Origin of the sequence: Streptomyces sp. NBRC 109706, from assembly GCF_000974485.1 — a bacterium.
Lineage (GTDB): Bacteria > Actinomycetota > Actinomycetes > Streptomycetales > Streptomycetaceae > Streptomyces.
The window spans coordinates 451,480-463,670 of record NZ_BBOM01000008.1 but is presented as its reverse complement, the minus strand read 5'-3'; the positions used below and the strand labels follow the sequence as shown (position 1 = coordinate 463,670).

Here is a 12,191-nt window from a genome sequence, read left to right as displayed (position 1 = left end):
CACGTTCTGTCGTCCCGGGGTTGAGGCGCGGTCCGGGCCCCGGGGGTGACCCGGACCGCGCGTTCGGGTGGGTCAGCCGATGTTCATGTTGATGCTGACCGATGTGGTGCCGGCGACCGCGCTGAGATCGGCCACCACCACGGCACCGACGGTGGCGCCGGTGAGAATCGCCAACCGGAGTCTCGCCTTGCCTGCCTCCACGCGCGAGGGGGTCCCTTCCTGCTCCTGCGGTTCCGACCGGTCGTCGACCGGCTCGTTCCACTGCTCGCCTGCCACGCTGTTCACGCTCCTTTTTCTGGGGCCTTCTCGGGTGCTTGGCGATGGTCTGCTGGTCCGGTGGTCCACCGGCTGGTCTGTGGGGCCCCGGCCCGGGTGCGCTCGTCGGGTCGCAGCAGCAGCACGGACGGCACCCGGGTGCCGTGGGCCAGCCGCAGCAGCCCGTAGCCCACGCCGGCGAGGCCGGTCAGCAGCCCGGGGGTGGCGACATGGTCGGGGGTGCCGCACCGGGGGCCGTGCCGCTCGACCTGCCGCAGCAGCCGGGTGATCGCCGGATGCGCCGGCGGGCCGTCGGCGCCGTACCACTCCACGAGCGGTTCCAGAACGCCGAGTTCGCCGTGGCACAGGGAGTGGTCGGCCAGCGGCGCGCGGTCGGCGAGCCGGGCGATATGGGTGCCACGGGCGGCCCGGTCGTCGCCGCCGGCGGCGGCGAGCCCGGCGAGCCCGGAGCACCAGCTCGGGTCGTCGGGCGCGGGCGCGGCCTTTCTGACCCGGCCCAGCGCCAGCGCGACGCCGGCGCGTCCAAACAGGAGGCCGGGTTCGGTCGGCTGGTCGATCCTGGCGCACCGCGCGACCAGCGCGCGGTGCAGCTCGGCGGCCGCGTCGAGGCCGCTCTCGGCGTGCACGGCCCCGGCGGCCAGCGCCGCGCCGGCGAGCCCTTCGGCGATATCGGCGCGCTCACCGGCCGCGCCGGCGGCGGCCAGCGCGCTGAGCGCCTCGGGCAGCGCGGCCGCCAGCTCGGCGCTGTCCAGCAGGCCGGCCAACCGGGCCGTGGCATAGGCGAGGCCGCCCACGCCGAGGAAGCCGCCGGGGCCGACCGTGGCGGCCAGCTCCGGATGGGCGGCCAACAGCCGCAGCGTCGCGGGCAGCGGGCCGACCACGGCCTGCGCCGCCGCCTCCGCGTAGCGGGCCCGGCCGGTGGCGCGGCCCAGTTCGGCGAGGAAGAGCGCGGTGCCCGGATAGCCGTCGGCGAGGGCGGCGCCCTGCGGGTGGAGAAGCCAGCGGTCGCCCAGCTGGTGGAGGCCGATCCAGTTGACGCGGCCCTCGCCGGCGTCGGCCAGCTCCAGCAGCCGGTCCCCGACGGCGGCGGCGAGCGCGAGCGCCAACTCGGGCCCCGGGTCCGTGGGCGGCTCGGGCCCGGCCGGCGCGGCGGGGACGGCGGCGCGGTGCTCGGGGGCCGGCGTCAGGGTCGCCAGTGACGCGGTGAGCAGCCACTCCTGGTGGCGCAGATCGGCCTCGCCCAGGCGAAGCCACTTGGCGCGGACCGCGTCGAGCCCCGTGGTCGGCAGCGGCCCGGCGGCCCGTCCCCTGGAGTCGTGGACGGTGGGCGAGCCGGGGGTCATGGTGAAGAGCGGGATGTCGCCGTCGAGCAGATCGTCCAGCTCGTGCCGGGCCAGCGCCTGGGCCAGCGGGCGGCCCGTGTCCTCGAAGAGCGCGGCGAACGCCCGGCGCCGGCCGGCGAGATCCCGCAGCGCCGCCGGCCGGCTGGCCTCGGCGAGGACCAGCGCGTACTCCTGACTCGGCCGCGCGACCAGCCGCGCCCGCTCCCCGGCGAACCGGCTCAACAGGCCGCCGGGCGCGGCCAGTTCGGCGGCGTGCGCGGCCAGCGCGCGATAGGCGGAGCGGAAGCCGTGCCGCAGCGCGGCGCCATGGGCGGCGGGATCGACGGGTGCCACGGCTCCGGGGGCGGCCGCGAGGAACGGGCGGTTGGGGCCGCCGGGCCAGGGCAGCCGGCGGTGGCACAGCCGCATCTGGTCGGTGCCCGGGCGGTACCAGGCGGGCAGTTCGTCCGGGGAGAGCTGCCCGGCCCGCCCGCCGACGGCGGAGCTGTCCACCGCGCCGTGCTCGCCGAGGACGGGCTGCGGCAGCACCGCCGTGCGGAGCACGGACGCCGCCAGCGCCCCGCCGGCCGGATCGGGTCCCCCGTCGGTGCGGGACGGCAGGGCGGGGTGGAGCAGGGTCTCCACATCCACCACCACGGGGTGCGCCCCGGAGGCGATGACGTTCTCGGCGTGGATGTCGACCGCGTCCAGGGCGTAGAGCAGGGCGAGTTGGGCGCCCATCCGGGCGTAGAAGTCGGGAACCCCGGCGGGCGGATCGCACGGTGCGGCGGCCACGTACTCGGCCCAGCCGTAGCCGGCGCACGGCAGCAGCCGGACGGCGCGTGGCGCCAGCGCCGGCCGCTGGTGGGCGAACCAGGCGAGTAACTCGTTCCAGCGGGCGTGCAGCCCCAGCGGCCTCGGTTTGTAGACCAGCCGCCGCCCGTCGCGGAACTCAAGGAGCGCCACGGTCCTGGCCGCGCCGTGCGCGTCGCCGAGGCCGAAGCCGGCCCGGACCAGCGGCCCGGGCTGGGTGCCGTCCAGCAGGGTGGTGGTGAGCGCCGGCCGGTCGGCGCGCAGCCGGCGCACCAGCTCCGCGGCCGCAGCCACCACATCCAGGCAGCGCTGGCCCAACAACCGTGCCAGCACGGGGTGTTGACGGAGCAGCGCGCCCAGTGCCGGGCGGGCGGCGAGGGCGCGCATCGCCGCGTCGAACCGTTCCCCCGGGTCGGTGCCGGTCAGGGTGCCGACGCGGCGGGCCGTCTGGAGCCAGTCGACCAGGGTGCGGCCGGCGAGCCTGGTCAGCTCGGCGGCCAGCCAGCGCCGCGCCCCCGACCAGATCGCCCGGACATCCGCCGCCGCCCCTGGACGGCGCGCGACGACGGCGGTGAACCTGACGTCGGCGGCGGTCAGCAGCGGCCACAGCGGATGCAGCAGCCGGCCCTCCGGGCCCTGGCCCGGCACGGTGCGCAGCCGCCGACCCGGCGGGTGCGCCTCCGCCGGGGCCAGGGTGAGCGCGTGCTCCACCAGCCGCGCCCACGCGGGCGGCCGCCCGTCGGCGCCGGCCTCCTCCTCCGCCAGGGCGGGCAGCCACCAGGCCGTCGACGCGGCGGCCGTCGGCCGGGCGGCTGGCGGGGCGGTGACTGGGTGCATAGGACGACTCTTTCAGAACGGCCGGGCGCGGTCATGGGTGGAAGTCCCCCAGTTTTGCGTCCTGTCGACCCGGTCGGTCCCCACACCCGGCCGCCCGCCCCGTCCCCGGGAGGGTGTGGGTAGTCCGAGGGCCGCCGTGCGGGGAATGTGGGGGGCGCCTCCCCATGTGCGCGCCGGGTGCGGCTGGCACGGTCGAGTCATGGACGGGGACGTCACCATCACCACTTTCGGAGAACTGTCGGTGCGGGACGGCGGCGGGGTGCCGGTACCGCTCGGTGGCCCCAAGTCCCGGCTGCTGCTCGCCCTGTTGCTGAGCCGGGCCGGCGACGTGTTCCCGGTGGAAGAGCTGGTCGACGAGCTGTGGCCCGGCCGGCCGCCGGCCACCGCGCGGCGCAACCTCCAGGTGTATGTGTCGCGGCTGCGGGGGACACTCGGGGACCGGCTGACGCACACCCAGGGCGGCTACCGGCTGCGGCTCGGCCCCGCCGAATGCGATCTGGTGCGGTTCGCCGAGGCCGCGCGGGAGGGCCGGCGGCTGGCGCGCGAGGGCGATCCGGCGGCGGCCGGACCGCTCGGCGACGCCGTCGCGCTCTGGCGCGGCCGCCCCCTGGCCGAATGCGGGCGGCTGCCGTCCCTGGCCGCGTCGATGGAGCGCCTGGACGAGATGTTCCTGGGCGTCCTGGAGGAGTGGGCCGAGATCGAGGGGGAACGCGGCCGGCACCGGCTGGTGCGCGAGCGGCTGCGGGACCACGCGCCGGCGCATCCGCTGCGGGAACGGCTCGCCGCCGCCTGGATGCGGTCGCTGGCCGAGAGCGGCCGGACGAGCGAGGCGCTGGCGCACTACGAGACGGTGCGGATCGCCCTGGCGCGGGAGTCGGGGGCGACCCCGGGTCCGGTGCTGACCGGGCTGCGGAGTCAGCTGGTCGACCCGCCGGCGCACGCGCGCGGCATCGGCAACCATCTGCCGCACTCACGTGGCGTCGGCAACCAACTGCCCCGTGAGCCACCGGACTTCGTGGGCCGGGCGGTCGAGACGCGCCGGGCGCTCGCCGCGTTCCACGACGCGGAGCGCGCCGGGGGCGACTGTGTGCTGCTGGTGACGGGCCCGGTGGGCGTCGGCGCCTCGACGTTCGCGGTGCGGGTCGGGCACCGGCTCGCCGGCTCCTTCCCCGACGGGCTGCTGCGCGTCGAACTCGGCGACCGGCCGCTGGGCACGGTGCTGGACGAGCTGCTGGCCGCGGCGGGCCTGCCGGCGGAGCGTTCCACCGCCGGGGCGCTGGCCCGATGGCGGACCTGGCTCGCCGGGCACCGGCCGCTGCTGGTGCTGGAGAACGCGGTGTCGGCCTCGACGGCCGAGACGCTGCTGCCCGGCTCGGGGCGCGGCGCCGCGCTGGTGACCAGCCACTTTCGGCTGAGCGGCCTGCCGGGCGTGGTGCGGGTGCCGCTGGCCCCGCTGGACGAGGCGGACGGCGTCGCACTGCTGGGCCGCATCGTCGGGCCGGCCAGGATCGACGCCGACCGGCCGGCGGCGGAACGGATCGTGCGGGCCTGCGAGGGGCTGCCGCTGGCGATCCGGATCGCCGGCGGCAAGCTGGACTCGCTGCCGGGGCTGCGGCCGGCCGAGTACGCCGACCGGCTGGCCGCCGCGCCCTCGCCGCTGGACGAGTTGGCCGTCGGCGAGCTGACGCTGCGCGCCGCGTACGAAACGTTCTGGCGGACCCTGCCGCCGGAGCGCCGCGCGGCCTGTCGGCGTCTCGCGGAGCTCGCCCCGCCGCTGCGGCCCGAGCAAGTCGCCGCCGGTGCCGAGGAGTTGGTGGAATGCGGGCTGCTGACGCCACCCACCGGCGCGGTCGGCGCGCGGTTCGCCAGCTATGGGATGTCCGCGTTCGTCCGCGAGTTCGCGCGGCACTCCCGGCCGGCGCGCGGCGCCGTGCCGGAGTCCGCCTGACCAGGACACGCCGCCGCCGGGACCGTTCCCGCCGAGGGCGCCGCCGTCCGTGCCCGAGAGGGCCGACCCGCCGGCGGGCGACCGTCCACGCGGGTCATCGGGCCGGTGACCTCGGCGGACGCGCCGGCGGGTTCCGTGGGTCGCGGCCGGTCCGGGCCCCAGAGTGTGGGGCAGTAGCCGGCGCACGGAAGGGAGAACACCACCACGTGACCCCCGCCGACCACCCCACCGCCGCCCTTGGCGACCCCCAGCTCCTGGTCATCTTCGGCGCCACCGGAGACCTGGCCCGACGCAATCTCTTCCCCGGACTCTTCCGGCTCCACCTGGCCGGGCTGCTGCCCGACGACTTCCGGGTGATCGGCTCGGGACGCCACTCCCCCGGCACCGACGAGGAGTTCAGAGACGATCTCGGCGCGGCCGTCCGCACCCACGCCGGGGAGATCTACGACGAGGCCCGCTGGAACGCGTTCGCCCGGCATATCGGCTTTGTCGTCTCGTCGGCCGACGACGCGGCGGAGCTGGCCACCGCCGTCCGGCACGCCCAACGGGAGGCCGGCGACCGCTGCCGGACCCTGCTCTACCTGTCCGTCCCCCCGTCCATCGCCGAGGCGATGGTGCGGATGCTCGGCGACTCCGGCATCGCCGAGGGCGCCTCGCTCATCATGGAGAAGCCGTTCGGCAGGGACCTGGCCAGCGCCCGCTCCCTGGACGCGACCATCGCCGGGATCGTCCCGGAGGAACGGGTCTTCCGCATCGACCACTTCCTCGGCCTGGAGGCCGTGCGCGGCCTGCTCGCCCTGCGCTTCGCCGGCGGCGTCCTCGCCCCGCTGTGGAACCGGGACCATATCGCCTCCGTCCAGATCGACGTGCCGGAGGAGATCGGCCTGGAGGGACGCGCCGGCTTCATGGAGTCCACCGGCACCTTCCGCGACATGGTCTCCACCCATCTGTGCCAGCTCCTGGGCATCGTCGCCATCGAACCGCCGGCCAGGATCGCCGCCGACGAGCTGCGCGCCGAGAAGCTGAAGGTCTACCGGGCGCTGCGGCCCTTCGACCCGGCGGAGACCGTCTTCGGCCAGTTCGAGGGCTATCGGGACGAGGACGGCGTGGCGGACGACTCCCGGGTGGAGACCTTTGTCGCGCTGCGCGCCTGGGTGGACAACTGGCGCTGGCAGGGCGTGCCGTTCCTGCTGCGCACCGGCAAGGCGCTGGGCGGCTCCCGCTGGACCGTCACCATTGCCTTCCGCGAACCGCCGCTGACGCTCTTCGAGCGGGCCCCCGAGGACCCCGACCGGCCGACGGACGCCGACCGCCCCGACGAGCTGTCGTTGGAGCTGAGCGACACCCCGACGGCAACGCTGTATGTCCGCGCCAAGGCGCCGGGCGCCGAACTCCGGGTCGGCCGGGCCGCGTTCACGCTGCGCCTGGACGACGCCTTCCCGGACGCCGAACCTCTCGAAGCCTACGAGAAGTTGCTGCTGGACGCGCTGCGCGGGGACCAGACCCTGTTCACCGGATCCGCCGAGATCGAACGGCTGTGGGAGGTGTGCGATCCGGTGCTGCGCGACCCACCCGAACCGCTGCCCTACCCCGCCGGCTCCTGGGGCCCACCGGCGGCCCTCGAACTGCCCGGCCCACCCGGATGGGCGGTGCCCGGACGATGAAGCCGCTCGACCCGCCCTATCTGCCGATCGCCGAACACGGTCTGATCGGCGACATGCGCACCGCCGCCCTGGTCGGCACCGACGGCAGGATCGACTGGTTCTGCGCGCCCCGCTTCGACTCCCCCAGCGTCTTCGGCGCCCTGCTCGACCCCGCCAAGGGCGGCCACTGGCTGATCGAACCCCGCTGCGAGGTGGCGTCCCGGCAGCAGTTCTACTTCCCCGACACCAACATCCTGATCACCCGGATGCTCACCGAGGACGGCATGTTGGAGGTCCAGGACTTCATGCCGGTCCGCAAGGAGCGCGACCCGGACCACCGGCAGCGGCTGGTGCGCCGCGTGGTGAGCGTCCGGGGCGGGATGGACATGCGGATCGAGGTGGCGCCCCGGATGGACTACGGACGCGGCCGGCACCGCACGGAGCAGCAGCCCCACGGCGTCAGGTTCATCGGCCACGGGCTGGCGCTGTCGCTGCTCAGCAGCACCCCGCTGCACGTCCAGGACCAGGACGCCTGGGGCGAGTTCACCCTCACCGAGGGCCAGTCGGCGCTCTTCGTCCTGGACACGGCCGGCGGCACCGCGCCCGGCGGGCTCGACGAGCGGGTCGCCGAGGAACTGTTCGAGGCCACCGTCTTCTTCTGGCGCCGCTGGATCGGCCAGTCCTCCTACGCCGGCCGCTGGCGGGAGACCGTCCACCGCTCCGCGCTCACCCTCAAGCTGCTCACCCACGAACCCAGCGGCGCGGTGGTCGCCGCACCGACGCTCGGCCTGCCGGAACTGCTCGGCGGGGAACGCAACTGGGACTACCGGCACGTCTGGATCAGGGACGCCGCGTTCTCCCTCTACGCCCTGTTGCGGCTCGGCTTCACCAACGAGGCCGGCGCCTTCATGGGCTGGCTGACCCGCTGTCTGCGCTCCACCACCGAGAGCGGCGTCGGACCGCTGCGCGTGATGTACAGCATCGACGGCGACCCCTGCCTCCCCGAGGAGGAACTGGACCACCTCGCCGGCTACTGCGGCTCCCGACCGGTGCGCACCGGGAACAGCGCCGCCGACCAGCTCCAGCTGGACATCTACGGCGAACTCGTCGACAGCGTCTATCTGTTCAACAAATACGGCACCGGCATCTCGCACGACAGCTGGACGGACCTCTGCGGGGTCCTCGAATGGCTGCTGCGGAACTGGGACCAGCCCGACGAAAGCATCTGGGAGACCCGCGCCGGCAAGCAGAACCACACCTACTCGCGGGTGATGTCCTGGGTGGCCGTCGAACGCATGGTCAGAATGGCCCGCCAACGCGGCCTCCCCGGCGACCTCGGACGGTGGATGGCCGAACGCGACCGGATCTACGCCCAGGTGATGGAACGCGGCTGGGACGCGGCGGCCGGCACCTTTGTGCAACGGCTGCTCGACGACGGCCGACGCACCGAACAGCCGCTGCTCGACGCCTCGTTGCTGCTGATGCCCATGGTCAAACTGATCTCCCCGACCGACCCGCGTTTCCGCTCCACCCTGACCGCCATCACCGACAACCTGGTCGCCGACAGCCTGGTCTTCCGCTACGACCCCGCCCTCGCCCCCGACGGACTCGGCGGCGCCGAGGGCACCTTCTCCATCTGCTCCTTCTGGTGGGTCGAGGCACTGACCAGAACCGGCCAGATCGAACAGGCCAGACTCGCCCTGGAGAAGACCTTCACCTACGCCAACCACGTGGGCCAGTACGCGGAACAGATCAGCCTCACCGGCGAGCACCTGGGCAACTTTCCGCAGGCGTTCACCCATCTCGCCCTGATCAGCGCGGCGGCCAACCTCGACCGCGCCATGGGCTGACCCGCACGGCGGGGCGTCATCGGTCTCCCCCGGGCCGACGCCCCGTCGGCCCCGGCCCCCGCGGCGCTGAAGTACCGTACGGCCCTGGGCGTTCCAGGAACGCCCCGCCGCCCCGCCGACGCGGAACTGACCGCGCGCCGACCGGCGTCTCACCACCGCGACGGACGCCGGTGAAAGGCGTTCGCTCCCGCCAGCCACAGGGGGACCGACGGACATGTCACAGCAGCCACCACAGCATCCGGTGTCGCCGTACGCGCCGACCCAGCCAGCCGGGTTCGGCCCACCGACCCCGCCCGCCGGGCCACGGAGGGGCGGCCCCGGCGACCCGCGCCGCTCCCGTCTGTTCCTGATCCTGACGGTCGCGTTCCTGCTGATCGTCGGCGGAGCCTTCGCCCGCGTCCTGCTGATGGGCGACGACGATGACGGCGGCAACGACGACCCCGGCGAGGTGCTGGAGGACCCGGCGGGCCCCACCGAGGGCACCCTCGCCTGGGACCTGCCGTCCCCCGGCGTCAGCGCCGAGGACCTGATGCTCTCCGCGAGCGGCACCTGGTTCACCGAGAACACCGTGGTCCGACTGATGGACACCGCCGTCGTCGCCCACGATCTGGCCTCCGGCGAGGAGGTCTGGACCTTCCCGGTGGAACGGCTGGGCGGCGACAGCGAGTGCCTGGCCTCGCCGCACGCCGACCAGAACCGCATCGCCGTGCTCCAGGGCCGCGACTGCGAGGCGCTGACCGTCCTGGACATCACCACCGGCGAGGAGATCACCACCTTCGACGTCGAACTCCCCGTCTCCCCGGGACGGGACGAGGCGCCGGCGCTGCTCGGCGACACCGTCGCGATCGGCTCCGGGATCCAGCTGGGCTCGGCCGCCTACCGGGTCGGCGACGGAACCGAACTGTGGCGCCACAGCGTGCTCGACGACCCGTGCGCCGACATCTCCTACCAGGTCCTGGACGAGACGCTGGTGGCCCTCACCCGCTGCGGCGGCCAGGAGGCGACGGACGGCGGCGAGGTCCGCGGCCTCGACGAGGAGGGGCGCGAGCTGTGGTCCTGGGCCTACGGGCCCGAGCACGAGGGCGAGCCCATCGAGGTCAACGCCGTCCTGTCGGCCGACCCGCTGGTCGTGCACGCCGCCGTCGGCGAGGAGCGAGAGGCGCGCCTGTTCGTCGTCCACGACAACCACACCGGCATCGCGCACACCCTCGACTACAGCAGCGACCGCTATGTCGCCCCCTGCGTCTGGCGCACCTGCGACGTGGCCGTGGTCGCCGACGGACGGCTGGCCCTGGTGTCCACGACGCGGACGACGCCCACCGTGGTGACCTTCGACCTGGCCACCGGGCAGTCCCTGTACGAGACCGAACCGGTCGGGGAACACGACGACATCCGGCCCTTCGGCAGCCACGACGGCGCCGTGCTCGCCTACCAGCCGGCGGTGGGCGCGCAGCCGGGCGCGGTCGTCACCATCGATCCGGAGACCGGAGAGGCGACGCCGATGATGACGCTCGACCCCGAGGCCGCCCCGCTGGAGGCCGCCCTGGCCGGCAACGAGGCCGTCTCCCCCAACCTGCTGCTGCACCAGGTCCAGCCGCTGTGGGACGCGGCGTCCGGCACCTTCGTGCTCAGCAACGAGATGTTCCACTCCGGCGGCGCCAACCCCCCGGCGCTGCTCGTCTACCAGTAGTCCTCCGACGGTGGTGCCCGCCCGCCCGCTCCCGGGCGGGCGGGCACCGACGCGTCAGGCGGGGCTGCCGGTGACCTGGGAGCCCGAGCGGGTCAGGGTGTACTCGACGGTCTCGCCGCTCCAGAAGTGGAACGTCAGACCGACCGTCGACCCATCGTCGACCTCGGCGAAGAAGTCCGAGGTCAGGGAGATGGTGCCGGCGTCGTAGTCCGGCTCGAAGGCCGCGCCGAACTCCTTGAAGGACGTCCAGTCGTGCGGCCCGGCGTTGCCGCCGTCCGCGTACACCGCCTCCATGGTGGCCAGTTGGTCACCCCGGAAGGCGGTCGGGATGTCCAGCCCCTCGGTGCTGCCCGAGGCCGCGTCGAGGGACGGCGCCTCGTAGGTGATCACATGCAGATCCCAGTCCACACCGGCGGAGAACTCCAGCGTCAGCGTGGCGTTGACGCCGTACTCCTGGGAGCCCGTCAGCCGCACCAGGGTCTCGGCGGCCAGCGTCAACGCGTCCCCGTCCAGCGTGTAGTCCACCCCCTCGACCAGCGGCTCCGCGCCGTGCGCCACCGAGGTCAGGGTGGTGCCGTTGAGGTTCAGCCCGACGGTGGCCGGGGCCGGGTCGGCGCCGCGCTCGACATAGACCTGGTCGGTGGTGGCGGTGCCGGAACGGCCCTCCCAGCTCGACGCGATCTGCCCGAACAGCGCCGGATCGCTCCACTCGAACGAAGTCCGCCCCAGATGCTGCCCGTTGTCCCACAGCATGGTCGTGACCTGGTGCTCCCGCGCCTCGGCGCCGAACGCCTCGAAGAACTTCAGCTTCTCGCCCTGCTGGACGGTGCCGGTGTGCCGGTCGAAGCCGAGCAGCCCGTACTCGCCGAGGATCACCGGGATGCCCCGGGCCACGAACGTCTGGTGGACACGGTCGAAGGCGCCGGTCAGATCCGCCTCCGTCTCCTCGTCGAACCTGGTGTAGCCGGCGACATTCACGCTGAACGGCCAGAAGCCGTAGTAGTGCACCGTGGCGGCCAGGTTGGGGTCGTCCAACTCGTCGAAGGTCGCCGCTAGTTCGTCCAGCCTGGGCTGGTCGGACGAGGTGTGCAGGGTGGGCAGCACCAGCAGCCGGTCGGCGTTGCCGCCGCCCGAGTCCCGCACCAGCGCGTGGAAGACGGTGTTCAGCTCGTGCAGCAGCTCGGCGTCCTGCGCCTCGCCGGAAGACCCCTCGAAGAAGGGCTCGTTGATGCTCTCGAAGAGCAGCAGCTCCGGCGCGTCGCGGAACGCCCCGGCGATCTGCTCCCAGGTGGCGGTGTACTGCGCCAGCACCTCGTCATGCCGGGTGGGCAGGTCCATCACCCACTGCCACGAGTCGTGGTGCACGTTGATCAGGACATAGAGCCCCTCGTCCACGGCCCAGCCCACGACCTCCTGGACGCGCTCCAGATACTCGGGGTCGATGGTGTAGTCGGGGCCGGCGCCCTGGTGCTGGCCCCAGGTCACCGGAATCCGGACGCTGTTGAAGCCCTCGGCCTTGATGGCGCCGAAGAGTTCGGGCTCGACCCGGGGATTCCCCCAGGAGGTCTCGTCGTCGCCGGTGGCGTCGAGGGTGTTGCCCAGGTTCCAGCCGGGCTGCATCGCCGCCACCACGTCCTGCGCGGCGGTGGCCCCCGGACCGGCGGGCGCCCCTGAGGCGTCCGGCGCCGAGGCAAGGGAGGCGGAGGGCAGGGCCGCCAGCCCGAAAACGGTCAGAAGGAGAGTCAGAACGGTCAGCAAAGCTCGTGAGCGGCTCTTCATGCGAGCCCTTCCGTTGGCGAACTGTGGGGGTCC

General features: G+C 74.1%; 7 protein-coding genes. 4 read left to right on the top strand and 3 right to left on the bottom strand.

The genetic code is table 11. The features are described from left to right. Positions 1-72 precede the first annotated feature (72 nt). Complete coding sequence (locus tag AOM46_RS19120) at positions 73-276, bottom strand: hypothetical protein (RefSeq protein WP_158920487.1); 204 nt, start codon at positions 274-276, stop codon at positions 73-75. A 5-nt stretch (positions 277-281) separates the two neighbouring features. Next, the gene (locus tag AOM46_RS19115) at positions 282-3,248 is read right to left on the bottom strand and encodes a type 2 lanthipeptide synthetase LanM family protein (RefSeq protein ID WP_062213516.1); all 2,967 of its coding nucleotides are present in this window, start codon (positions 3,246-3,248) and stop codon (positions 282-284) included. A gap of 199 nt (positions 3,249-3,447) precedes the next feature. Here AOM46_RS19115 and AOM46_RS19110 point away from each other — a divergent pair, with 199 nt between their 5' ends. The 4 genes from AOM46_RS19110 to AOM46_RS19095 all read left to right on the top strand — a co-directional run bounded on the left by AOM46_RS19110 (position 3,448) and on the right by AOM46_RS19095 (position 10,379). Next, complete coding sequence (locus tag AOM46_RS19110; protein WP_062213514.1) at positions 3,448-5,196, top strand: BTAD domain-containing putative transcriptional regulator; 1,749 nt, start codon at positions 3,448-3,450, stop codon at positions 5,194-5,196. Positions 5,197-5,402: 206 nt separating this feature from the next. Further along, positions 5,403-6,860 carry a glucose-6-phosphate dehydrogenase gene (gene zwf, locus AOM46_RS19105; RefSeq protein WP_062213511.1) on the top strand — a complete coding sequence of 486 codons (1,458 nt, stop codon included), beginning with the start codon at positions 5,403-5,405 and terminating at the stop codon, positions 6,858-6,860. After that, entirely contained in the window at positions 6,857-8,689 is a 1,833-nt protein-coding gene (locus AOM46_RS19100) for a glycoside hydrolase family 15 protein (protein WP_062213799.1), read from the top strand. The genes zwf and AOM46_RS19100 overlap by 4 nt, the downstream gene beginning before the upstream one ends. Before the next feature lie 214 nt (positions 8,690-8,903). Continuing rightward, positions 8,904-10,379: a PQQ-binding-like beta-propeller repeat protein gene (locus AOM46_RS19095; RefSeq protein ID WP_078856968.1), complete on the top strand. Its 1,476-nt coding sequence runs from the start codon at positions 8,904-8,906 to the stop codon at positions 10,377-10,379. 54 nt (positions 10,380-10,433) lie between these two features. On the opposite strand, the gene AOM46_RS19090 is transcribed toward AOM46_RS19095, so the two are convergent. After that, positions 10,434-12,158: a cellulase family glycosylhydrolase gene (locus AOM46_RS19090; protein ID WP_062213506.1), complete on the bottom strand. Its 1,725-nt coding sequence runs from the start codon at positions 12,156-12,158 to the stop codon at positions 10,434-10,436. Positions 12,159-12,191: the final 33 nt, after the last annotated feature.

Coding starts and splice junctions, on each gene's coding strand:
- AOM46_RS19115 (WP_062213516.1), bottom strand. CDS start 3,248: ATGCACCCAGTCACCGCCCCGCCAGCCGCCCGGCCGACGGCCGCCGCG.
- AOM46_RS19110 (WP_062213514.1), top strand. CDS start 3,448: ATGGACGGGGACGTCACCATCACCACTTTCGGAGAACTGTCGGTGCGG.
- AOM46_RS19100 (WP_062213799.1), top strand. CDS start 6,857: ATGAAGCCGCTCGACCCGCCCTATCTGCCGATCGCCGAACACGGTCTG.
- AOM46_RS19095 (WP_078856968.1), top strand. CDS start 8,904: ATGTCACAGCAGCCACCACAGCATCCGGTGTCGCCGTACGCGCCGACC.
- AOM46_RS19090 (WP_062213506.1), bottom strand. CDS start 12,158: ATGAAGAGCCGCTCACGAGCTTTGCTGACCGTTCTGACTCTCCTTCTG.